This is a genomic window from Enterobacter cloacae complex sp. 418I7 (assembly GCF_050030705.1).
GTDB lineage: Bacteria > Pseudomonadota > Gammaproteobacteria > Enterobacterales > Enterobacteriaceae > Enterobacter > Enterobacter intestinihominis.
Window position 1 is genome coordinate 23,374 of sequence record NZ_JBLGUU010000004.1, and the last position, 21,749, is coordinate 45,122.

The 21,749-nt window shown below is 47.4% G+C and carries 32 protein-coding genes and 1 pseudogene; 9 read left to right on the plus strand and 24 right to left on the minus strand.

Annotated features, from left to right (window positions below):
* Window positions 1-22 precede the first annotated feature (22 nt).
* From ACQG0S_RS24045 to ACQG0S_RS24110, 14 genes and pseudogenes are all read right to left on the minus strand, one after another.
* The gene (locus tag ACQG0S_RS24045) at window positions 23-313 is read right to left on the minus strand and encodes a TrbC/VirB2 family protein (RefSeq protein ID WP_000916156.1); all 291 of its coding nucleotides are present in this window, start codon (window positions 311-313) and stop codon (window positions 23-25) included.
* Complete coding sequence (locus ACQG0S_RS24050; protein WP_000953538.1) at window positions 297-941, minus strand: lytic transglycosylase domain-containing protein; 645 nt, start codon at window positions 939-941, stop codon at window positions 297-299. The genes ACQG0S_RS24045 and ACQG0S_RS24050 overlap by 17 nt, the downstream gene beginning before the upstream one ends.
* 232 nt (window positions 942-1,173) lie before the next feature.
* A complete protein-coding gene (locus tag ACQG0S_RS24055; RefSeq protein ID WP_000455437.1) occupies window positions 1,174-1,683 on the minus strand; it encodes a transcription termination/antitermination NusG family protein in 510 nt (169 codons plus the stop codon).
* 352 nt (window positions 1,684-2,035) lie between these two features.
* Window positions 2,036-3,196, minus strand: coding sequence for a MobP1 family relaxase (gene mobP1 / locus ACQG0S_RS24060; RefSeq protein WP_004199101.1), 1,161 nt, complete (start codon window positions 3,194-3,196; stop codon window positions 2,036-2,038).
* A 2-nt stretch (window positions 3,197-3,198) separates the two neighbouring features.
* A complete protein-coding gene (gene ddp1, locus ACQG0S_RS24065) occupies window positions 3,199-3,744 on the minus strand; it encodes a DNA distortion polypeptide 1 (RefSeq protein WP_001348698.1) in 546 nt (181 codons plus the stop codon).
* Window positions 3,745-4,084: 340 nt separating this feature from the next.
* Window positions 4,085-4,342: a hypothetical protein gene (locus ACQG0S_RS24070; protein ID WP_004199355.1), complete on the minus strand. Its 258-nt coding sequence runs from the start codon at window positions 4,340-4,342 to the stop codon at window positions 4,085-4,087.
* The gene (locus tag ACQG0S_RS24075) at window positions 4,339-4,503 is read right to left on the minus strand and encodes a hypothetical protein (protein ID WP_000004083.1); all 165 of its coding nucleotides are present in this window, start codon (window positions 4,501-4,503) and stop codon (window positions 4,339-4,341) included. Before ACQG0S_RS24075 ends, ACQG0S_RS24070 begins: the two co-directional genes overlap by 4 nt.
* A 74-nt stretch (window positions 4,504-4,577) precedes the next feature.
* Window positions 4,578-4,916 carry a hypothetical protein gene (locus ACQG0S_RS24080; RefSeq protein WP_001099725.1) on the minus strand — a complete coding sequence of 113 codons (339 nt, stop codon included), beginning with the start codon at window positions 4,914-4,916 and terminating at the stop codon, window positions 4,578-4,580.
* A 93-nt stretch (window positions 4,917-5,009) separates the two neighbouring features.
* Window positions 5,010-5,252, minus strand: a complete 243-nt coding sequence (locus ACQG0S_RS24085) for a hypothetical protein (RefSeq protein ID WP_000008707.1) — start codon at window positions 5,250-5,252, stop codon at window positions 5,010-5,012.
* A complete protein-coding gene (locus ACQG0S_RS24090; protein ID WP_004208549.1) occupies window positions 5,242-5,454 on the minus strand; it encodes a hypothetical protein in 213 nt (70 codons plus the stop codon). The genes ACQG0S_RS24085 and ACQG0S_RS24090 overlap by 11 nt, the downstream gene beginning before the upstream one ends.
* A gap of 65 nt (window positions 5,455-5,519) precedes the next feature.
* Complete coding sequence (locus ACQG0S_RS24095) at window positions 5,520-6,071, minus strand: hypothetical protein (RefSeq protein ID WP_000662998.1); 552 nt, start codon at window positions 6,069-6,071, stop codon at window positions 5,520-5,522.
* Window positions 6,072-6,130: 59 nt separating this feature from the next.
* Window positions 6,131-6,367: a hypothetical protein gene (locus ACQG0S_RS24100; RefSeq protein ID WP_000792381.1), complete on the minus strand. Its 237-nt coding sequence runs from the start codon at window positions 6,365-6,367 to the stop codon at window positions 6,131-6,133.
* A 58-nt stretch (window positions 6,368-6,425) separates the two neighbouring features.
* Window positions 6,426-6,941, minus strand: coding sequence for a DnaJ domain-containing protein (locus ACQG0S_RS24105; RefSeq protein WP_001025390.1), 516 nt, complete (start codon window positions 6,939-6,941; stop codon window positions 6,426-6,428).
* 589 nt (window positions 6,942-7,530) lie between these two features.
* A pseudogene (locus tag ACQG0S_RS24110) lies at window positions 7,531-7,683 on the minus strand (DNA-binding protein); the annotation flags it as partial.
* 610 nt (window positions 7,684-8,293) lie between these two features.
* Here ACQG0S_RS24110 and ACQG0S_RS24115 point away from each other — a divergent pair.
* The 3 genes from ACQG0S_RS24115 to ddp1 (ACQG0S_RS24125) all read left to right on the plus strand — a co-directional run bounded on the left by ACQG0S_RS24115 (window position 8,294) and on the right by ddp1 (ACQG0S_RS24125) (window position 10,300).
* Entirely contained in the window at window positions 8,294-9,307 is a 1,014-nt protein-coding gene (locus tag ACQG0S_RS24115) for a replication initiation protein (protein ID WP_001348704.1), read from the plus strand.
* Window positions 9,308-9,315: 8 nt separating this feature from the next.
* Window positions 9,316-9,759: a hypothetical protein gene (locus ACQG0S_RS24120; RefSeq protein WP_001074369.1), complete on the plus strand. Its 444-nt coding sequence runs from the start codon at window positions 9,316-9,318 to the stop codon at window positions 9,757-9,759.
* 187 nt (window positions 9,760-9,946) lie between these two features.
* Entirely contained in the window at window positions 9,947-10,300 is a 354-nt protein-coding gene (gene ddp1, locus ACQG0S_RS24125; protein WP_000877224.1) for a DNA distortion polypeptide 3, read from the plus strand.
* 20 nt (window positions 10,301-10,320) lie between these two features.
* Here the strand turns inward: ddp1 (ACQG0S_RS24125) and ACQG0S_RS24130 are convergent, their stop codons facing one another.
* From ACQG0S_RS24130 to ACQG0S_RS24145, 4 genes are all read right to left on the minus strand, one after another.
* A complete protein-coding gene (locus ACQG0S_RS24130; RefSeq protein ID WP_001043731.1) occupies window positions 10,321-10,605 on the minus strand; it encodes a hypothetical protein in 285 nt (94 codons plus the stop codon).
* Window positions 10,606-10,640: 35 nt separating this feature from the next.
* On the minus strand, window positions 10,641-10,952 hold the full coding sequence (locus ACQG0S_RS24135) for a hypothetical protein (protein WP_000469598.1): 312 nt from the start codon (window positions 10,950-10,952) through the stop codon (window positions 10,641-10,643).
* 205 nt (window positions 10,953-11,157) lie between these two features.
* Window positions 11,158-11,442: a hypothetical protein gene (locus tag ACQG0S_RS24140; RefSeq protein WP_001185481.1), complete on the minus strand. Its 285-nt coding sequence runs from the start codon at window positions 11,440-11,442 to the stop codon at window positions 11,158-11,160.
* 99 nt (window positions 11,443-11,541) lie between these two features.
* A complete protein-coding gene (locus tag ACQG0S_RS24145) occupies window positions 11,542-12,204 on the minus strand; it encodes a division plane positioning ATPase MipZ (protein WP_000516402.1) in 663 nt (220 codons plus the stop codon).
* Between the two features lie 380 nt (window positions 12,205-12,584).
* Between ACQG0S_RS24145 and ACQG0S_RS24150 the strand changes: the two genes are divergently transcribed.
* Window positions 12,585-13,247 carry a recombinase family protein gene (locus tag ACQG0S_RS24150; RefSeq protein WP_001549893.1) on the plus strand — a complete coding sequence of 221 codons (663 nt, stop codon included), beginning with the start codon at window positions 12,585-12,587 and terminating at the stop codon, window positions 13,245-13,247.
* A gap of 88 nt (window positions 13,248-13,335) precedes the next feature.
* Here the strand turns inward: ACQG0S_RS24150 and ACQG0S_RS24155 are convergent, their stop codons facing one another.
* Entirely contained in the window at window positions 13,336-14,556 is a 1,221-nt protein-coding gene (locus ACQG0S_RS24155; RefSeq protein ID WP_417645277.1) for an ISL3-like element ISKox3 family transposase, read from the minus strand.
* A gap of 101 nt (window positions 14,557-14,657) precedes the next feature.
* Between ACQG0S_RS24155 and ACQG0S_RS24160 the strand changes: the two genes are divergently transcribed.
* Complete coding sequence (locus ACQG0S_RS24160) at window positions 14,658-14,897, plus strand: hypothetical protein (protein WP_001549892.1); 240 nt, start codon at window positions 14,658-14,660, stop codon at window positions 14,895-14,897.
* A gap of 2 nt (window positions 14,898-14,899) precedes the next feature.
* Complete coding sequence (locus ACQG0S_RS24165; RefSeq protein ID WP_004199403.1) at window positions 14,900-15,256, plus strand: S24 family peptidase; 357 nt, start codon at window positions 14,900-14,902, stop codon at window positions 15,254-15,256.
* A 33-nt stretch (window positions 15,257-15,289) separates the two neighbouring features.
* Here ACQG0S_RS24165 and ACQG0S_RS24170 read toward each other — a convergent pair whose 3' ends face one another.
* Entirely contained in the window at window positions 15,290-15,994 is a 705-nt protein-coding gene (locus ACQG0S_RS24170) for an IS6-like element IS26 family transposase (protein ID WP_001067834.1), read from the minus strand.
* A 58-nt stretch (window positions 15,995-16,052) separates the two neighbouring features.
* Between ACQG0S_RS24170 and cutA the strand changes: the two genes are divergently transcribed.
* Both cutA and ACQG0S_RS24180 read left to right on the plus strand, forming a co-directional pair.
* On the plus strand, window positions 16,053-16,187 hold the full coding sequence (cutA, locus tag ACQG0S_RS24175; RefSeq protein ID WP_023408307.1) for a divalent cation tolerance protein CutA: 135 nt from the start codon (window positions 16,053-16,055) through the stop codon (window positions 16,185-16,187).
* A 4-nt stretch (window positions 16,188-16,191) separates the two neighbouring features.
* Window positions 16,192-17,223 carry a protein-disulfide reductase DsbD domain-containing protein gene (locus tag ACQG0S_RS24180; protein WP_004201169.1) on the plus strand — a complete coding sequence of 344 codons (1,032 nt, stop codon included), beginning with the start codon at window positions 16,192-16,194 and terminating at the stop codon, window positions 17,221-17,223.
* 10 nt (window positions 17,224-17,233) lie between these two features.
* On the opposite strand, the gene ACQG0S_RS24185 is transcribed toward ACQG0S_RS24180, so the two are convergent.
* Genes ACQG0S_RS24185 through ACQG0S_RS24195 form a run of 3 tightly spaced genes read right to left on the minus strand, consistent with a single transcriptional unit; the run spans window position 17,234 to window position 19,058 of the window.
* On the minus strand, window positions 17,234-17,872 hold the full coding sequence (locus ACQG0S_RS24185; protein WP_004201168.1) for a phosphoribosylanthranilate isomerase: 639 nt from the start codon (window positions 17,870-17,872) through the stop codon (window positions 17,234-17,236).
* 4 nt (window positions 17,873-17,876) lie between these two features.
* A complete protein-coding gene (ble, locus tag ACQG0S_RS24190) occupies window positions 17,877-18,242 on the minus strand; it encodes a bleomycin binding protein Ble-MBL (protein WP_004201167.1) in 366 nt (121 codons plus the stop codon).
* Between the two features lie 3 nt (window positions 18,243-18,245).
* Window positions 18,246-19,058 carry a subclass B1 metallo-beta-lactamase NDM-7 gene (locus ACQG0S_RS24195; RefSeq protein ID WP_032495622.1) on the minus strand — a complete coding sequence of 271 codons (813 nt, stop codon included), beginning with the start codon at window positions 19,056-19,058 and terminating at the stop codon, window positions 18,246-18,248.
* Window positions 19,059-19,292: 234 nt separating this feature from the next.
* On the opposite strand from ACQG0S_RS24195, the gene ACQG0S_RS24200 reads away from it, so the two are divergent.
* Window positions 19,293-20,273 (plus strand): IS5-like element IS5 family transposase, encoded by a 981-nt coding sequence (locus ACQG0S_RS24200; RefSeq protein WP_000019402.1) that lies wholly within the window; start codon window positions 19,293-19,295, stop codon window positions 20,271-20,273.
* A 290-nt stretch (window positions 20,274-20,563) separates the two neighbouring features.
* On the opposite strand, the gene ACQG0S_RS24205 is transcribed toward ACQG0S_RS24200, so the two are convergent.
* Window positions 20,564-21,749: Tn3 family transposase (locus ACQG0S_RS24205; protein ID WP_426750914.1), on the minus strand; the 1,186-nt coding region annotated here is incomplete at its 5' end.

Genomic DNA, 21,749 nt, shown 5'->3' on the forward strand with positions numbered 1-21,749 from the left:
TTACGCCCCCTTTTATTACATATTACGCTAACCAGTCAGGCAGATATGGCGCAACAATAAAGATGATAATCCCGATAATTAAAGGCGTAATCCACGCTGCATGCTGGCGTGAGAAGATAGCGATATAACCAATTACCAGCGCAATGATGGTGATTGCTGGCTTACGGATATCCGTCAGAAAATCGATAATCTTCTGCAAGAAGCCAGTTGTTTTAGTGGATACATCATCAGCAAAGGCGGGTTCTGCTACACAAAGCATCAATGCAGCCATAAATACAGAAAGAGTTAAATAACGTTTATTGAGTTTTAACATCGTTTGTTTCCTTTTCATCTAAAACAGTGCCACGCATGGCATATTGGGGATATACGGTAACTTCTTTAGGTTTGATACTCTGTGTTACATTCTCCTTTCTGATTGCATCTTTAACTGAAGGAACCACCCAGTTTTTTTTGTTATCAGGCGGATTAAACCCTATGCGCTGTATATAACTGGTGTTATTAAAATCTGATTCAGGTTTAGTTCCTGTTTCTGGATTGCCGGAATAATAGCAACTCAGGCCACGTAAAATATCGCCACCACGTTTATAACAATCCACCAAAATTTGCTCTGAAACCTTGAGATTTTCGCAGGGGTCAAACATTTTCTCAGCGGTTGTATTGAAGTTTGCAAAATTCGTACTCGTTATTTGCATAAGACCGACTGAGTAACGATGATTTCGTGATTCAATTTGATTTACGATCTGGAGTGCAGCCTCCTTAGTTTTGGGAAAGTAGGACACTACGCCTTTGTCACCGGGCTTACGTTCAACCTTCGGTATTATCTCGGCAATAGCATATGGGTTAAAACCAGATTCAACCCTTGCAACTTCATGCGCAGTATCGGGATGAACGCTGGCCGCGCATTGCAAAGCAAGCGCCGCAAAAGCAGTAGTAGATAACATGATTTTCTCCCGGCCAGAACAGCGCGGAAAGTTTAGACTGAATGGTTAGTCATCGAAGTCGTCATCGTCTTCATCGTCTTCGTTTATCAGCTCCTCAATAGCCTGGCTGGAATATTTTTTTATGAGGTACTGGACAACACCAGAGCTTGAAATACGTCGCCCCCTGCGATAGCCAATCTCCAGAGCAATTTTATCCAGTTCCTCACGAGAAGCTGAGGGCAGGTAGAGTGTATTACGTTGGGGCTTGCGTCTCGTTGCGGTTTTTTTTCGGGTAGCAGTCATTTTTCTTCCGTTTCATTTTGTGGGTTAAGCTTCTCTCTGTGATGTAGTGGATGAAAGCCATACTTCTTTGCTGCGGATTATCCATGAGTAGAATTTCAGCAAAATCGTGTGGAATTGATTTCCTTAAAAGATTTGCCTGAGCTGTTGTATGTGATTGTCTGTACAAAAGCTCCGCCATCACATCTTCTGGTACAGGTAAAGGCTCACCGCCAAATGAGATAAAGCGTTGTACGTAAGGGATAGCAGTTATTGTAGTGGAATGAACCTCTTCAAAATCTGCCTGGATAAAAAGATAACCGGGAAAAAGCGGCAAACGTCTTTCTCGATATGAAATTATCTTATCCGGGCGACGATACCTTTCAGTCTCCATAGGACAGAAGTAAGAGAAGTTCAGGCGTTCGAGATGAGCAAAAACTGCTGCAAATCTCGTAGTGGTGAATTGCAAAACATACCATTCCATAGTTTTTCCTTTCAGGCGCTCTCTCGACTCGGATGACCCCGAATCAGAGAAAAAAAACAAAAGGACAAATTTACATCTCATAAAAACTTTATCAGCTACATGTGCTGCGTTCAACCACACAAGCAGATCTTTAGATCGCATTTACGACACATTTCATTTTGTTTGTGCTTGTATTTTATTTATATCTAGATACATATGCTATTTGATAACAAAAAAGCAGATCGATTGATCACCATGCGCTTATTTTATAGTCAAGTTAACTAAATTTTTTACCGCTAGTTACTTTTTACAAAAACTCTGCTAACAAGATAAATAAATCGATCTTAATCAATAAGTTACCGGAGAGTATGAATTATCCTAAACGAATTCCGATTTTCACTTTCTGTTCGCTTTGAATCATCGACTGTTTTATTTGCGAGAAATTTCTCATCTGGAGTTGCTGTTTCTTAATCATCTCCGCGCTGTTCAGCACCAGCTCTTTACTGGATGAAGAGATTCTGTCTATGCCCTTAACCCCCAGGTTCTCTAGCTGCCACTCATTCCTGTGTGCAGTCTTCCAGCCATGCTGTACACCGTTCTTATCAAGTGCAGGGATTTTCACCTCCTTTTGTCCTAACTTCTTCAGCTTAACAAGATCACCTTTCTTAACGTTCTCGCGAGTGGTTAACTCACCAAAATCAGCCCCCCAATATGTTTTCTCCACGCCCTTGTTCAGTGTCTTAAGCTTTATGAAATGCTGCTTTGGTTTGGTTTTATCGTTCTGATAATGGTCGTAGCCAACATCAACAACCTCATAAACGCCCTTCTGTCGTTTTGGCGCTGTTTTGTGCGCATCTTTAATAGACTGGTTAAGTCCATGCTGCTGCTTATGAGTGGCTTTAACGTCATAGCCCTTCATCTTCAGCTCTTCACAAAAACCTGTACGAATTTCCCGTAAATCTTTTTTCCTGATATCAGCTCGTTTACCGTCATTATCACGAATACGAAAAACGACATGCACGTGTGGATGTTCTTTTTTGTCGTTATGATAGCCAAGCACAAAACGATGATTTGGGTACTTCTTGTTCATCGTTTTCCTGACAGACTCAAGCAGATCTTCAGGTTTTACCTTTGCTGATACAGGCGGTGAAAACACAATATTTTGGGTTACTTTTTTATTTTCCTTACCTTTATCATCGAAAACATTTTGAGGGTCATTAGCACGATCTATCATGTGCTCTTTAGCCTCCTGAATCTCATCACCTTTCCATACCTGACCGCTTTCACTCATCACTGGCAGCTCTGACTCCCGGCTCATATAGTCAATACTGTTTCGAACTCCCTGCCGGGTAATCGCACCTCCTGAGATTTTGACAACAACCTCCTTACTGGCACCCTTGCGGTTGATACGTTCCTGAACGTTGCGTTGATAGTTTTTACCACCATTTTTAACTTTATGGGCGAAAGCAGACTTGCGGCCAGCTTCAGAGGACTTACGCTTAACCCTGAATTCCTTGTCAACATAAACGCCCATGATTACACCTCAACCTTGTTAGAAACAGTTCGCCCTTTGCATAACATAATGTAGTTTTCAAACTCACTTTTGAGACTCATTATCTCTGAACTCAACCGCTCAGCGTCCTGATAGAACCCATCTTTATCAAGTACTCTGGCATTATCATTAACGATAATATAATGAAAGTTTCGCCCTATTTTATCTATTGCATTACGGCAACGATTCATCACCAGAAGTTCCTGATCGAAAAAATCAAGTTCATTTTCAAGTGTCGTCTGGATTCGATAACGACATTCTCTGGATAAATTCCAGCCATGACGATGAGCCGCTTTCTCTATTAAAGTTCTTTGTTTCCCTGTCAAATACATTGTGGTTTTGATAAAATCATCATTGTCTTTTGACACATTAACATCTTCATTTTTAACCTTGCTTTTCAGTAAAGCATTGGCAAGCAGCTTCATTCCTTTTGCCACGGTTAAACCCGGTTCATCTGGATAAAGTGTTTTAAGACAATCAAGTAGATCATCATGTTGGCTTTCTTCAATCCTGAATTGAACTTTTTTCATAAAACTCTCCAACAAGAACCGACTGTAGGTCACCGGGCAAACGTTGCGGAATGGCGTCAGAGACGTCATTTTGCGGCGTTTGCCCTATCCTGCATCGCAGTGAACTACCTCCACACATAAATTGTGCTTCAGCGTCCATCGAAATGCAAAAAATGAAAGGCTATCGTGGCTGTGATCTGGTGCGTCTGCGACCGGAGACAACGGATTCGCGGCTAACTTGGGCGGAAATAAATTCGCTACGCGAATGGCCTGGCAGGGGGCGCGAGCGCTGTTTTACGGAATATACAAAAAAAGCACCTCCCGTAAACGGGAGGGCTTCGGCGATTCAGGAACGGGAATTTTATTCTGCCTCTGGTGTGTCGCCTTCCATGCCCTGCCGGGCATCATGGAGCCAGCGGCGGAGGTTACTCATTCTTTCCCGGTTTGCCCGGCTGGGACTTTTTCCCCTGTTACCGCTTAGTATACTCCAGACTCTTAACCCGGCCTCGTTAGTCCAGTGCAATACAATTTCCCCTTTGCTGTTAAATCCCAGCGAAAACCGGACAGCTCCCCGCCTCTGTTCTGCACTGATAAAATCTAAAAACTCCTGTTTTTTCATAGCACCTCCTGTTTTTCTATCAGTGCTTTTGTTTCTTTCTTTTCCAGGGCTTTTCTGAGTAATGCCATGTACTCAGGAAAAGCAGAGAATGGCATCAAGGGAAAAACCGGACGCCCACCCTTTTCAACAGTCTGTATTGCTGATAACATGCGTTCCGACATTTTATATTCCTCGCGAGGGAATTGAGTGTCACGGTATCAGGTTGCCTCCACAACCTGATACCACCCCTAATTGATTAACTCCGCAGTTCTCTTATCGCTTCATTTTTGGCTTCCTCCAGTTCTTTAAGGGTATATGCGAAATTCTTCCAGTTAATTACTTCGTTTATAACCTCAGATTTACTTAAACCACACTCATTAAACCAAAAGTTAATATTTTTCTTGAGGGAATTTTTCGCCGTCAGTTCCTCGGACAACAATTCACTAACAGACGTGATAACATAACCACGACCGCGATTTTTATCTTCGAAAGAATGAACGGCAAGGAAGAGAGTTTCTGAATGGACAAAAGCAGAGCAGGTGATTTTTTCTTTCTTAGTGTTTAAAGCCTGGAAAGTGATAACATACGTGTTCATTTTAGTCTCCCGCCCGTTTGGGCTACTGGATCATGGTAAGGAACTATTCCCGACCTACAAATAAATTATACCATCATATGATGGTAATGCAATTTATTTAGTCACTTTATCCTGATTTTTTTCTCTCTTAACGAGCTGGTAATCTGGATGTTCATCAGCCAGGAGCAAAAGTAATTCATACGTACCAGCGGCTAAACCACGAGACGTTTTACCGGATGTTTCTTTGGCTTGCCAGGCTGATAACGTAAAACCAAACCGTTCAGCGGCTTCCTGCTGCGTAAAGCCAGCTTTAATACGTGCTTGTTTCACCTCTTCAGGTGTTGGCTTAAAACTCATGATTTTGTACCTTCACAATAGTATCTGTATAGAATTTCAATAAAATTGGATCATCAATTTCATCTTTAACGTTCGAGAATTCTTCGTAATAAAATGATTTTTGGAAAACAATCTTTTTAGTTGTTTTTTTATCCGCTTCTTTAGAGCGTACCTTCATCAGTTTTTCAAGTTCAATAAACAAACGTGTTGCATCTTCAGACACAACAATCCTGTATGTTACATTACCTTTGTTTTTCCTGTCGCTCAGGACTTCATTCATTTTTTGCCTCATAGCTGTTTAATAAACCCCGCTACCTTTATGAGCTGATCTACACTCAGGCCACGAATTACCATTTCATATCCGTCGCCCCGTTCTGATACGTTACCATCTAACCCATTCTCAACTTTAAACCCGGTCAATGTCCCATGCCAGCTTTCAAGATGCACTAAACGAGATAGCATTCCTTTCAGGATCAGTTTTTTCTCGCGTTTTTGCTGTAACTGTTGTTCATACTCTCGCGCCATATCTACATTATCTAAAGCATCCGACAGGATTTTCTTTTCAATATCGGCGGCGATTTCTACAGGGTTACGCTCTGGCGATACTGTGCAAGTATGGTAAGGACTTCTCCAGCTGCGACTATCTACGCTTCCAATGATAACTAACCTTCCTTTCTCCATTCGAATATGTATAGAGTAATTTTTAAAATCAGGTGAGGTTAGCTTAATCCTGTACTGGCAATCATCGAGCAGATTTACACGCCAGCCGTTCCCCAGGATTCGACAAACGATTTCAAACACCGGTTTATACCGTTCAAAGAAATTTTTCTGTTCTTTCATCGATTCAGCCTTTTGAACTCAATAAAAAAGCCGTAAATCGAATTACGGCAGTTTTAAGACTATTCATCAAAGTGTCCATCATCACTTGCAGCTTCCTGGGCTTCGCATTCCTGCTGATATGCTTCTTCCTTCGCAAAAAGATGCGCCCATCCTTCTGCGTTTAAGCCACGGTGCAAGACTGAACCATTTTCATTGCATTCTTTGGCTGTAACTTCGATCTCATCCGGGCAAATGTAGGCTCCGTAACTTTCAAAAATGTTTATCAGCTCCGCTTCCGTTATGGTCTTGTTTTTCATCAACGTGTCTCCGAATCAATCTTTGCCATGTTCTAGGGGGCTTTCGCCCCCATTCCGGTTATGCGCTTGCTTCTACACGTGTCCAGCCTGACGCCTTACGTTTACCCGCTGTACCATACATTTCACGAATTTCTTCAATGCTGTGTTCTTTACGGTTCCAGCGGCTTTTGTGTTCTTCAGGACGGTAAAACCATTGTTTTTTCTTAGATGCCCACTTACAGCCCATTTCCTTTAAAATGTCTTTGTGTTCTTTAGTTTCTCCGCTAATCCAGACCCAATTACCAATAACTTCATAGACAATCCCTGTAAGGCCGGAAAGCGTATTCAGAACTTTTTCCAGATCTTCACCGTAGTTGTAACGTGCGTTTTCATCAGTGCTTTGAAACTGATTGATTTTATCAATGTTAGCCATGAGAAAATCAAACGCAGCATTTACTGCTTTCATCAGCTCGGCACCCAATGGATTGCGGTCTGGATGATATTTTAAAGCCGCTTTTTTGTATGCCGCCTTGATGTCCTTTTCAGTCAGATCACCGGATAAACCAAAAACGTTTAATGCTTCCTGAATATTCATTTTTCGCTCCCGCCCGTGTGGGCTTCTGGAATCTGGCAGGGAACCATTCCCAACCAACAAATTCATTATACCATCAAATGATGGTTATGGAATCATTTTTAATGCTTTACATTGTAAAGATTACATAAAGATGTATATTGCTTTACCGCGCATGAAGGGATTTCCGAAAGAGGCGCGAACTGTAGTTACATAATGCGCTGTCGTAACATCGCGCCGGAGACGTTCGCCAGGACTGGCGAACCAACAAGCCCGAATGAGAGCGATAACCCCCCTCACCCCTGCCAGGCCAATTTCTGACTATCAGACGATGTTTAGCCTGTCGCAGTTAGCGCGTGAGCTTGCGAACGGTACGCCGGGTCAGTGTGAAACACTGGCGCGGGGCGCTGTATCTGCGCGTTATGAGATGCGTTAGCAGCGAATTACGGGGCGGGTTGCTGAAACCGATTGATGCCTGACAGCAAAAAATGAATCCGGGCGCCAGCTGCTGCACGAAAATTGCCAGCAAAAAACACTTGGCCATCCTCGCCGGTCGTGAAATTTTGCTGGCATAAGAAATAATCCCCCCGGTATGAGGGGCTTGTCTGAAAGGTTAGTGGTTGGGCTTACTGAGAGTGAACTGTAACCCGGCTACTGCTGCAAGCTGTGCAAGTGTTGTGATGGTCGGGTTTCCGTTCGGGGATAATGCGCGGTAGATACTCTGACGAGCAAGGCCGGATTTTTTGGCCGCCTCTGTTATACCCCCTGATTAGGGATCAGGTTAAAAACGAGCTGTATGACGTTCTAAGCGCATTTTACCCGCTCCGTTGAACCATGACCGGGTTAAAGCGGTTAAAACGCCTCTGAGGGCTTTTGAGAGCATTTAAGAATTGGATCGGAAAAGGATCCCGTCTGGATCTTTTAGAGAGATTACACCGCTCGCCGCAGCCGAACGACAGGGCGAAGCCCGCGAGTGAGCGAGGAAGCGGAATTTCCACGGGGTTTCAATAGAGCACTTACGCGCTAAGGTTAATATTTGCTCAATTTTTGGTGGTGCAGTGCTCAGGGAGGCCAGACGGATCTATCCTCTGGATTTATGCTGAGTTATCCACAGACGCTGTGCATTAAAAGCCTTATATTTTCTTCTTGATCTTAAAAACTTAAAAACTTAGCTCGCTTCAATTACCTGAAAATTATGGAAAAAAATTGCTAAAGGTGAGAGGATTTTTCACGTAAGGTGAGAGGATTTTTCACGTAAGGTGAGAAGATTTTTAAGTTAAGGTAGTTAGATTTTTCACTAAAGATGAGAGGATTTTTCACGTAAGGTGAGAAGATTTTTAACGGTTTCCACAGTTTGACTGAACATCAAGTGAAACATGCGGTTGTTGCTATCTTTAGATATGAAGATCCTCAGATCTTCATATCTAAAGGTGAGAGGTTTTTTAATTAAAGGTTGTATTGTTGTCTTGAATTACAACCTTTGTGGGGTTATGATTTGCCTACATAGGAAAGGTTATATGAGGCTTATCGTGAAGACAGTAACGGGATTAACGAAAGTTAGACATAGAAATGAAGTTGGGGTAACTCTTGCATCCCTTTCCCTTTCAGCAAAAAGAGTGCTTTTTCTGGCTCTTTGCCAGATTGATACAAAGGAAATGTTAGATGATGATATTTTGGAGGTTGATGCTGACTTTTTTTCAAAAGCTACTTCTTTAGATAAATATGCCTCTTATGCAGCTCTGAAAGAGGGAGCTAAAGTTCTTTCTTCAACTACGTTAGTTTTAAACAGAGATGATTTAAAAAATTTGGCTGATGAACTTGGGATACTATCATCTAAGAATAAAATACCTGATCGCTTGGATTTAAACTTAACAGAATTCTGTGCCTATTACGATCATCTTGCAACTGTACGGATAAAATTCACAAATACAGCTAAGCGATATTTTTCTAAGTTGATTGGTTCTGAAAATAGATATACCACTCAGGTATTGAAATCAGTTGTGTTGTTGAACAGTGTAAACTCAACAAACCTTTATCAAGTCATTAGGAAATATTACAGTCAGAATAGTTCAAAAAAATCTTTTGATATATCCGTGGATGATTTAAAAGAGGAAATGGGACTTTATACTATTGAGGAAGGGGAGAAGAAATATAAGTATCCTAAATACTCATTTTTTGTTCGTGATGTTATCAATAAAAGCATTAATGAGATAATTGAGAAAACGGAAATAAATCAGTTATCTTTCTCTGTTGTTGGGAAAAAAGGGAGAATGGCTCACATGCTTAGATTTGAGTTTAGTATAAATGAAAAATCCTCATCCTTTTCGGAAGATGATATGGCATTTTTAGAGGAGTTTGACAAAGTCGTTCCACCAAAAAAGAATAAGTGAGGCAAAACATGGCTAAAATATATGAGTTTCCGCAGGGAGCCGAACGAAGTAAGCTGAAAAAAGAAATCATCCGGGAACGTAAAAAACGATTGCGAGAAACGAACGGTAACCCGGTTATCCGGCACGCTAAATGGTTCTGGTTTTATCTACGTCTTGCTACGGCTGGCGCACTGCATTTAGTCTCTGTTATTTCTCTGGCAGTCCTGGGGGCTTTCAGTAAAGCTATTTTCTGGATTGGTGGAATGCTCTGTGTTGTTACATGGTTCCACCTTGAGCGCCAGTTCTGGACGCCGCAAAATTTCACGATTCCAGTAATCGTAACGCTGTGGGGATTGAGTTTGTTTGCCACTCCCCTGATGGAGCTGCTTAACAAAAAAATGCCGTGGTATCGTCTTCTGGTTCCTGATGCAAAGCACACTAGCACTGAGGCAACCAATGATGATCAGCCGTGAAGCAACAATGTTATCCAGTCGGCTTGCAGTGCTTCTTTCAGCCTTTTATCATCGGTTAATCATAGCGCACGAGGCGAGTTCTTTTCACTGCGATGCAGGATAGGGCAAACGCCGCAAAATGACGTCTCTGACGCCATTCCGCAACGTTTGCCCGGTGACCTACAGTCGGTTCTTGTTGGAGAGAGTTATGAAATATCAGGTTAAAGAGTTTATTAACGAAAAATATTCTAAGGCTGTTAATATTTTAAAGGATAACCTTAAAGAACACTACCATATTTTTTATGGTTTGAGATTAAGTGAGATTCTTTTTCCTGCCAGCGAATACGGCTCTGAAATGTTTTTTCAGGAGTTTGAAGCGATTAACAGTGTAATATTGCCTTTGGTGATTTTTGATTTGATAGACCGAAAGCCGATTATGGTTATCGGCTTCGGTGAAGTATGTGGAGTTGATTCACTTGTTGATTCTGGTATAGAAGTTGTTTCTTTAGACGGTTTAAGCGATCTGCTACTGGTTGAAAAACTGACGCCATTATTTAACTAAACCTCTGGATAACTATCTTTTCAGTTTTCCAGTAAGATTTTTTCTATATCTGAAAGCACTATTTTTTCAATGCTTTCTATATAGTAATGCTCATTAAAACCTGTCATTTCTGTAAATTTTAGCTCTGCATCATCTTTCGAATAAGCAATAACAACTCTGAAATCATTTTCCCACAAATCCCACCTGTATTTGTCTTTTATACGAACCCTGTACAATCCTTTTTGGATAGTGCCATCTTTTTTCTCTTCCTGTACTTTTTTTAATTTTTCATTTTGCACCTGTTGTTCAAGCCATGATTTATTCATAAATCCCCCACGGTTAACGTCTTTAGGCTCGGTTTTTACTTAACGAAATCTTCCGGTTTTACACCTGTTTTTACCTTCATATACTTGCCCTCCCCCCTTAGCTTCGGCTGAAGTTCGGTAAAGTACCATCCGGCAACGGTAATAATGCCTAAAAATACAAAAATAGCAGGCTTCAGAACATCAATAGCTGATACAGCGCATAACTCAATATTGAGATTAGTACAAGTTCCCTCATCAGGTGCATAGAACCCCCATAAGCCTATACCTATAAGGAACATCCCCAATATCGGTTGGATGTATAACAAGTAGATATTAATAAGAGTTTTAATATATCTGAATATGAACATTTTTCTTTCCTTAGGTTTCTTTCTATTTTGGATTTCCAATTCTTAACCAATGTGATGGTTCGACAATCCATTCTCCGCAGTCATAGGCAACGGCCTTATTATGCCTGTTAGCGAACCATACTAACCAGGCTAATAATCGCTGATTGCCGCTGTATTTGGTTTATCTCTAACCATCACAACATATCTCTTTTTCTTAGCCATAACGCTACCCTAATTTTGCAGATTCAAGCAGCCAGTGGTTTTTCAGGTTCTCGTCCAGGTTATCGAATGCGGCCAGCGCTGCCTTTAGAACGGTTGTCTTGCTCTGGCCTGTTCTCTGCGCCTCCGCTTCCAGGATCTCCTCAAAGTACGCTGGCAGTCTGAAGTTCATCAACTTTGGTTTACCCGCTACAGGCGCTCTGGTAGCGCCGGAGATAAAACGCGCGGTTTCTGCGTTTGTTGCTGGTTGCTGAGATTCATCGATGTTCGGGCGGTTTAGTTTTAAAGCCATGAAAATTTCCCCTTGTACGGTATGCATTAATTGTAAATATCATAGTATCTTTATGGTGTATTTACAATGTAAAGATTTCGATGAATATTGTTGATATTTCTATAAAATGCCAATTTCCTGTGCCACAAGTTCAATCTGTGCTTTCGCTGTTGAAAGGCTCGATGCCCGGCTAACGTCATGTACCCCTGCCCCTTCATTACAGGCGCTTTCATACACATCCAGCTCGGATATCCGGGTTTTCAGAGGTTGAATCCAGATGTTGTCCGAACGCAGTAATTTATCCAGATCAATGGCCGCTTTTCTGTGGCGGGGTTTCGCTGAGTTGATTCTGGTGAACAGCACCCACGGTTCCAGAGCTGCGTTAGCTTTCTGAGCGGTGCGGATTTTCTCTGTAACACTGGTCAGTGTTTCGCTTTCGAAATCAGAGGACGGCTTAACCAGTGTCACCACGATATCTGATACTGTCAGGGCGCTACGGAACTCCTGGCTGTCGTGGCCGGGGCAATCGACAATGAGAACTTCACACAGCTTACTAAGGCGCTTAATTTCGTTGCTGACGTTTCCGTAAGCTGCGTGAACCGGGATAGTGAGTAAGCCGTTATCTGTCCGCTTTTCGTTCCAGCTCAACAGATCGTGGTTTTTATCTGTCTTCAGGATAATTACCGACTTACCTTTGTTGACCAGCATTGAGCCTGTGTTAGCCACGTAGGTGCTTTTGCCTACCCCACCTTTATCTGATACGACAAGCAAGATTTTACCCATTTCAGAATCCCTCTCTTTATGTTGTAAAGCTCATGTAAAGATATGAATGTCTTTACATGGTGTGTTTTTCGTAAAGATACTTTTGTCTTTACAGTGTCTTTATAATGCAATGGCTTTACCATGTAAAGCACAAATAAAGATATATTTATCTTTATGGTGTCTTTACATGGTAAATGTTGCTGTGTCTTTATGTGCGCTTTATGGTGTAAATCTTGGTGTGTCTTTACATCATCTTTATGTTGTAAATTTTTAGTGTGACGTTGTCACTATAGGGCTGGGGTCTGTTTGCTGGTTCTTTTTGAGTGTGCCTTCCCTGAACCAACTGAAATGGGTACTGTATGGGTGTGTCTGGTTAACTCAAAATGAACTGGTTCCCTATAATGACTCAAACAGTACCGAAAGGCTTTGTCAGAGCTTACTTACGCGCATCCACGACTGAACAGGATGCAACACGCGCCCTGGACACGATAAATACCTTCGCCATCGAGCGCGGCCTGAGCATCTGTAACTACTACATTGAAAATGAATCAGGTTCTAAGCTTGAACGCCCTGAGTTGTTCCGGCTCCTGAAAGATTGTCAGCAAAACGATATCTTGCTGGTAGAGGATGTGGACAGGCTTTCACGCCTGGTAGGGGAGGACTGGAACACACTGAAGAAAATGATCCGGCAGAAAGATATCCGGGTTGTGGCCGTCAACGTTCCGACAACCTGGCTCGCATCGGGTCACAATGATTTTGACAGCCGAATGTTTTCGGCCATAAACGATATGTTGCTGGATATGCTGGCCGCCGTCGCCAGGCGAGACTATGAACAGCGCCGGGAACGGCAGCAGCAGGGGATCGCCAGGGCGAAAAGGGAAGGGAAGTATAAAGGCCGCCAGGTTAATCAGTCTCGCTATGACGCCATAAACAGGCTGATTGCGAGCGGCAGCTCCTGGAGCCAGATTCAAAAAGTGCTGGGTTGTAGCCGGGCGACTATCAGCAAAGCTGTGAAGCAACAGACCGTTAACAAAATGAACCATGAACCTGAAGGTAGGGAGTAGTTACAACATAATAAACAGTGTGTTGAAGAATAAAACTGATTCTTTATACTGTATATGCATGGGTCTTCCCCGATCATGGTGGGAAGGCTCAGAACGCCATATTCAGCTTTCCGTAGTGGAACATCACCCCCAGTTTAAAGCGCTCCCGGTTTCGGTATCCCCTGGCTTTTATCCTCAGCAGCCTGATCTTGCTGTTAAGTGCCTCCGCATTTCCGTTTGAGACACTGTGTCGCATCGCATTCAGGATCCCGTACAGCCTTTTTCCTATCGTTTTCGCGGCATTTTTCATCATGGGAACGTCACTGTTAGCCGCCAGCGCCAACCATCTCTGCCAGTCACTCCGTCTTTCCTCGCTCCATGGCCTGTTCCAGATATCCTTTGCCAGCTCTTTCAGCGCCCAGCACTGGCTCGTCAGCTTCATCTGTGCACGCAGCCACATCAGCTTTTCCTGCCGGGATTCGGTCATCCACTTATCGCTGTACTGCCACAGGAAGCGGGTTCCTTTTGCCTGGTGTCGGCTTTCAACAGGGAGGTGCGGATGTTCATTCTGACGGGTTTTATCAACTACCTCGCCCAGTTGCTTCGCCACATGGAAGCGGTCAAAGGCGATTTTCTCAACCGCACTGGGTAAGTGGATACGCGCTGCTCTTATATAGCCCGCGTTCATGTCCATTGAGAGCGTTTTGATAGCCAGCAACTGCCCATCAGTGAGCGTGCGAAGATAGCCGGCAAGACTCTCTGTGCCGCGATCATCCGTTAAGGCCAGCGCCCGACCATCGCGATCGGAGATCACCGTTATGTAACGATGTCCTTTTTTAAAGGCGACCTCATCCACATTCATATGACGGGCGGATAATGGCTTTTTTATCCGGGCAAGACCTCGCTTAACTGCCCGGGTCATAATGCCGTCAACCGCATTCCAACTGAGCTTAAGTTGCTTCCTGACAGCATCAACGGTGCTGATTTTCAGCCATGAGAGAACGAACGATTCGAATAGCAACGTATACCGGCTTCCGGGGCCAGCCCACGGAACAGGCAACGTCAGGCAGCCATGCTCCGGACACATAATTCGTGGAACATCGGCTTCAACAATAGTGGTGAACTGGTAGGTATCAAGATGGCGCCATTTACGATGACGGTGATCGTGAACAGAACAGGATTTACCGCAGGTCGGACAGGCTAGCCGGGTGTTTTCAGCGATCTCAATAGTGACAGTAACAGAACCGGCATTTTCATCGAGAGAAAGGGACTTTACCTGCCACGGATCGGACAGGTTGAGAATATGAGCGTAGAGGGACTTTTCGTCCATGGCGGTGACCTCTGGCGATTAAATACACCATTATCATGCCTTCAGCCACCACAACAAGGGAAGACCCATATGCATACAGCTATATTGATCGGAGGTTTTTCATGCCTAGACACTATGAAATTGACTCAGCCTGGCGTGCGAGCATTAAGCGTGAGCCGAACGGTCGTCAGACAGTTACGACAGAAGCCTTTGTCAGCCAGCTTGCGCTGATTAATTTTCACTGGAGTTGTCGCCAAGCAAATCAGTGGATTGAAACCTACGTGACCGTTTTTAAAGACATTTCCACTCAGGAAGGAGAGAACCGGACATTCATGCTTTTTAACCCCAACGGAGGCCGTTAAAAATGGGTTTTCCATCGCCAGCAACCGACTACCAGGAAAACAGGCTGTCACTCGATCAGCACTGTAATACAGGAGCGCCGGGAGTATTCTTTTTTCGAAGTGATACCTACTCTTTCCGGGAAGGGATAAAGCCTGGTGCGCTGCTCATAGTAGATTTTGGGGGCACGCCCGTTGACGGGTCTTTGGTGCTCTGTGTCCTGGAACAAGAATTCAGGATCATGCGATTGCGACTACACCCCAAGCGGTGTCTCCAGGAACTCGATAAGCTGGATAACTTCAGGGCTATACCTGATGACGATGAGGACGGGTTGGAGGTCAGGGGGGTCATTACGCACATTGTGGCACTGTTGCAAAGTTAGCGATGAGGCAGCCTTTTGTCTTATTCAAAGGCCTTACATTTCAAAAACTCTGCTTACCAGGCGCATTTCGCCCAGGGGATCACCATAATAAAATGCTGAGGCCTGGCCTTTGCGTAGTGCACGCATCACCTCAATACCTTTGATGGTGGCGTAAGCCGTCTTCATGGATTTAAATCCCAGCGTGGCGCCGATTATCCGTTTCAGTTTGCCATGATCGCATTCAATCACGTTGTTCCGGTACTTAATCTGTCGGTGTTCAACGTCAGACGGGCACCGGCCTTCGCGTTTGAGCAGAGCAAGCGCGCGACCATAGGCGGGCGCTTTATCCGTGTTGATGAATCGCGGGATCTGCCACTTCTTCACGTTGTTGAGGATTTTACCCAGAAACCGGTATGCAGCTTTGCTGTTACGACGGGAGGAGATATAAAAATCGACAGTGCGGCCCCGGCTGTCGACGGCCCGGTACAGATACGCCCAGCGGCCATTGACCTTCACGTAGGTTTCATCCATGTGCCACGGGCAAAGATCGGAAGGGTTACGCCAGTACCAGCGCAGCCGTTTTTCCATTTCAGGCGCATAACGCTGAACCCAGCGGTAAATCGTGGAGTGATCGACATTCACTCCGCGTTCAGCCAGCATCTCCTGCAGCTCACGGTAACTGATGCCGTATTTGCAGTACCAGCGTACGGCCCACAGAATGATGTCACGCTGAAAATGCCGGCCTTTGAATGGGTTCATGTGCAGCTCCATCAGCAAAAGGGGATGATAAGTTTATCACCACCGACTATTTGCAACAGTGCCCCCCGCCCTGCAGGAACGCCTGCGCCAACTGCATCCCTACGAACTCCCGGAGCTGCTCGCGGTCGAAGCCGCGTCCGGCCTGCCCGAATACCTGCAATGGCTGGCCGCCGAGAGCCGACCGGTAAACTGAGCCAATGACCGCATCCACGATCCGCCTGCGCCGCTGGCTGGCCGGGCTCGCCCTGCTGCTTGCGCTGCCCGCGACCTCGGCCGTCGCCCAGGACTTCGAACTGCCGCCGGTCGACGAGGTCTTCGTCCTGTCCGCGCAGGCCACCGCGCCGGACCGCATCGAGGTGCGCTGGCGGATCGCCGACGGCTATTACCTGTACCGGCACCGCACCTCGGTCAAGGCCGATGCCGCCTTCACCGGCGCGACCATGGCGCTGCCGAAGGGCAAGGCCTACCGCGACGAATTCTTCGGCGACGTCGAAACCTACCGCAAGGAATTGCTCGGCACCCTCACCGGCACGCCCGCGGCCGGCGCGAGCGCGACCACCCTGACCGTGAAGTACCAGGGCTGCGCCGATGCCGGCGTGTGCTACCCGCCGCAGACCCGCACCCTGAAGGTCGCGTTGCCGGGCGAAGCGGGCGCTGGCGGCTTCGGCTGTAAGGCGCGCGGGCTGCATGATTATGTCGTCAAGAACGGCTCTGCCGATCATCCCAACGCCGAGGTGAAATTCGCACTGGGTGATGTGGTCAACACCATGATCGGCTGCACTAATGGTGAAACGATCATGCTGTGCCACGACACCTCGCTGCCGCGCCCCTATTCTCTCGGCTTTCGGGTGCAAGGCACCGAGGGGCTGTGGATGGACGTCAACAAGTCGATCTATCTGGAGGGCAAGAGCCCACAGCCGCACCGCTGGGAGCCTGCCGAGGGCTGGTTTGCGAAATACGATCACCCGCTATGGAAACGCTACGCCGATCTGGCGGCAGGGGCCGGGCATGGCGGGATGGACTGGTTCGTGATCCACGCTTTTGTCGAGGCGCTGAAGGCCAAGGCCCCGATGCCAATCGACATTTACGACGCGCTGGCCTGGAGCGCGATCACGCCTCTGTCGGAACAATCGATTGCTGAGGGCAATCGCACGTTAGATTTTCCCGACTTCACCCGAGGGCAGTGGCGCACCCGCAAGCCGATCTTTGCGCTGAACGACGCCTATTGATCGACGCGATTTAGGCCAAGCGCACCGCAAAGGCGAAATTGGTAATCTTGTCGGTATCCTTGACGCCCGGCGCGCTTTCGACGCCGCTGGAGGTATCGACCAGCGGCGCTCCGGTGCGCGCAATCGCCTCGGCAACATTCGTCGGATTTAGCCCGCCTGCCAGCCCCCACGGCAAGGCACCGCGATATCCGGCCAGCAGCGACCAGTCGAACGCCAACCCCATGCCGCCGGGCAGCGCGCCTTTGGGGGTCTTGGCGTCGAACAAGATCAAGTCCGCCGCCCCGGCATAGGCTGCGGCGCGTGCGACATCGCTGGCGCTGGCGACGGGCAGCGCCTTCCACACCGGCTTGCCAAACCGCGCGCGCAACTGGGCCACGCGTTCGGGCGATTCCGAACCGTGCAGCTGCAGCGCGTTCAGCTTGGCTGCCACCAGTGCGTCGGCGATGACAGCATCATCCGCATCGACGAACAAACCGACCATGGCGATCTGGCCAGCTGCGCGCGATGTCAAAGCGCCCGCGACATTCGACGTAACCGCACGGGGCGACGCTGGATAGAACACCAACCCGGCATAGTCCGCCCGCGCCGCGATGGTCGCATCGAGCGCCTCGGGTGTGCTGATCCCGCAAATCTTGATTTTCGCGGGCATGCGGTCAGTCGGGGTTCTGGATCAGCCGCACCAGCGTGCAGTCGGGATCGATCAGGTAGCCGATCCTCAGGCCGCTCGCCTCCAGTTGCGGAGCTTTGAAGCGCGGCCAGCCGGTGCTTTTTTCCTCGGCTCCCGCCGCGTTCACCAATGCCACCATGGCATCGAGATCATCCAACCGCAGGCAACAGCCGAACGAGCTCGTAGCTGGGTCGAGGTCAGGATAGGGGAAGAATTCGAGCTGCAAACCGCCGCGCTGCAGGATCATCCAGCCGCGATCCTTCCAACTCGTCGCAAAGCCCAGCTTCGCATAAAACGCCTCTGTCACATCGAAATCGCGCGATGGCAGATTGGGGGTGACGTGGTCAGCCATGGCTCAGCGCAGCTTGTCGGCCATGCGGGCCGTATGAGTGATTGCGGCGCGGCTATCGGGGGCGGAATGGCTCATCACGATCATGCTGGCCTTGGGGAACGCCGCACCAAACGCGCGCGCTGACGCGGCGTAGTGCTCAGTGTCGGCATCACCGAGATTGCCGAGCGACTTGGCCTTGCTGTCCTTGATCAGGCAGCCACCAAAAGCGATGTCGGTGCCGTCGATCCCAACGGTGATATTGTCACTGGTGTGGCCGGGGCCGGGGTAAAATACCTTGAGCGGGCCAAAGTTGGGCGCGGTTGCTGGTTCGACCCAGCCATTGGCGGCGAAAGTCAGGCTGTGTTGCGCCGCAACCAGCCCCTCTTGCGGGGCAAGCTGGTTCGACAACGCATTGGCATAAGTCGCAATCCCCGCCGCATGCAGCGCGTTCATACCGCCCATCTTGTCCTGATGCGCGTGAGTCACCACCGCCAGCGCGACCGGCAGGTTGATCTCCTGCTTGATCCAGTTGAGGATCTGGGCGGTCTGGTCATCGGTCCAGGCGGTATCGACCACCAGCACGCGGCCGCCATCCCTGACGATCAAACCGTTGGAAGCGACTGCCCCGAAACCCGGCATGTCGAGATAGGAAGTGTGCTGCCAGACATTCGGTGCGAGCTGGCGGAAAACCAGATCGCCAAACCGTTGGTCGCCAGTTTCCATTTGCTGGCCAATCGTCGGGCGGATTTCACCGGGCATGCACCCGCTCAGCATCAATGCAGCGGCTAATGCGGTGCTCAGCTTCGCGACCGGGTGCATAATATTGGGCAATTCCATCAAGTTTTCCTTTTATTCAGCATTAAAAACCCCGCAAATGCGAGGCCTAGTAAATAGATGATCTTAATTTGGTTCACTGTAGCAAAAATATGGGGCGAATTCAAACATGAGGTGCGACAGTTTCAAAAGCCATATGATAATCAACAAGCTGAGCAAATTTCTCTAAGGAAGGTGCGAACAAGTCCCTGATATGAGATCATGTTTGTCATCTGGAGCCATGGAACAGGGTTCATCATGAGTCATCAACTTACCTTCGCCGACAGTGAATTCAGCAGTAAGCGCCGTCAGACCAGAAAAGAGATTTTCTTGTCCCGCATGGAGCAGATTCTGCCATGGCAAAACATGGTGGAAGTCATCGAGCCGTTTTACCCCAAGGCTGGTAATGGCCGGCGACCTTATCCGCTGGAAACCATGCTACGCATTCACTGCATGCAGCATTGGTACAACCTGAGCGATGGCGCGATGGAAGATGCTCTGTACGAAATCGCCTCCATGCGTCTGTTTGCCCGGTTATCCCTGGATAGCGCCTTGCCTGACCGCACCACCATCATGAATTTCCGCCACCTGCTGGAGCAGCATCAACTGGCCCGCCAATTGTTCAAGACCATCAATCGCTGGCTGGCCGAAGCAGGCGTCATGATGACTCAAGGCACCTTGGTCGATGCCACCATCATTGAGGCACCCAGCTCGACCAAGAACAAAGAGCAGCAACGCGATCCGGAGATGCATCAGACCAAGAAAGGCAATCAATGGCACTTTGGCATGAAGGCCCACATTGGTGTCGATGCCAAGAGTGGCCTGACCCACAGCCTAGTCACCACCGCGGCCAACGAGCATGACCTCAATCAGCTGGGTAATCTGCTGCATGGAGAGGAGCAATTTGTCTCAGCCGATGCCGGCTACCAAGGGGCGCCACAGCGCGAGGAGCTGGCCGAGGTGGATGTGGACTGGCTGATCGCCGAGCGCCCCGGCAAGGTAAGAACCTTGAAACAGCATCCACGCAAGAACAAAACGGCCATCAACATCGAATACATGAAAGCCAGCATCCGGGCCAAGGTGGAGCACCCATTTCGCATCATCAAGCGACAGTTCGGCTTCGTGAAAGCCAGATACAAGGGGTTGCTGAAAAACGATAACCAACTGGCGATGTTATTCACGCTGGCCAACCTGTTTCGGGCGGACCAAATGATACGTCAGTGGGAGAGATCTCACTAAAAACTGGGGATAACGCCTTAAATGGCGAAGAAACGGTCTAAATAGGCTGATTCAAGGCATTTACGGGAGAAAAAATCGGCTCAAACATGAAGAAATGAAATGACTGAGTCAGCCGAGAAGAATTTCCCCGCTTATTCGCACCTTCCCTAACACTCTTCACTTATTTATTTAAAATTTAGCGACGTTAAAAGACAATTAAGTATTTTTAGATAATGGGGTTCTAGGGATTTTCCGTCCAAAAACGACAAAGTGCTCTGGAGGCCGCGCCGTCCGTGGCCTCCAGAGGGGTATTACTTTTCGCTGACGGGTAAATATCCCTCGATTGAGCGCATAAGCTCCTCCAGATCTGGCAATTTTTCGCTCAATTCGAAGTGGTAAGTCCCCTTGAGGTTAATGTTGTGCCAGGCCACAGGGGATGCCTGTTTGACGATATCTATTCTCTTGGTATCTCCTTGGTATTCGAAGCTGGTCAACAGCTGGCTGAGTATCCTGGAGTTGAAGTAAACGATGGCATTGGTGACCAGGCGAGCGCACTCATTCCATAGCTGGATTTCTTCGTCTGAACTGCCCCGGAACTGATCCCCATTGACGCTGCTCACGGCCCGACGCAGTTGGTGATAGGCCTCTCCCCGGTTCAGCGCGCGCTGAACATAGTTTCTTAAACTGGCATCATCGATGTAGCACAGTAGATAATTCGCTTTCACCAGGCGATTGTATTCCGTCAGGGCTTCCAGCAGCGGGTGATTGCGCTTGTACTCCGAGAGCTTTCTCACCAAGGTGGCTTGCGTTGTTTTCCGCTGCTTAAGTGATACTGCAATCCGTTGGATGGTATCCCAGTGCTGCGCAATACGATGGGTATTGATTGGCTTTTTTAAGCACAGCTGAATTCGGTGTTCTTTGTCTTCCTTGACATCAAACATGTCATTGATCACTTTGCCAACCTGGGCATAGCGTGGGGCAAACTGGTATCCGAACAGATCCAGTAACGCGAAGTTCACATGGTTCACCCCATGGGTATCGGTTGAGAGCACATCCGGAATGATGTCTGACGTATTGCTCATCAACAAATCAAAGATGTAGTGCGATTCATGTTCGTTGGCGCCGATCACTCTGGCGTTGATCGCAGCGTGATTGGCGATCAAGGTCATGGCAGAAACACCTTTTTGAGTGCCAAAGTACTTCGACGAATAACGGGTTTTGAAGGTCTCGCGCCGGGCTTCGAACTTTTGACCATCGGCACTGGCGTGGATCACATCTTCCTGGATGTTGTAGTACCGGAAGATGGGTAGCTTGGCTGTCGCGTTATTGATGTTGTCGTTAGCAGCATTCAATGTTTCCAGGCGAAGATAGTTCGCCTGGATAGTGCTGAGCTGATCATAGGTACGATCAGAGATCTGTGCCATGCCGTAAATGCCTTGATTGGTTGCATTGCCGACCAGAATTGCCAACAGGTCATATTCATGGGAACGGCTTCTG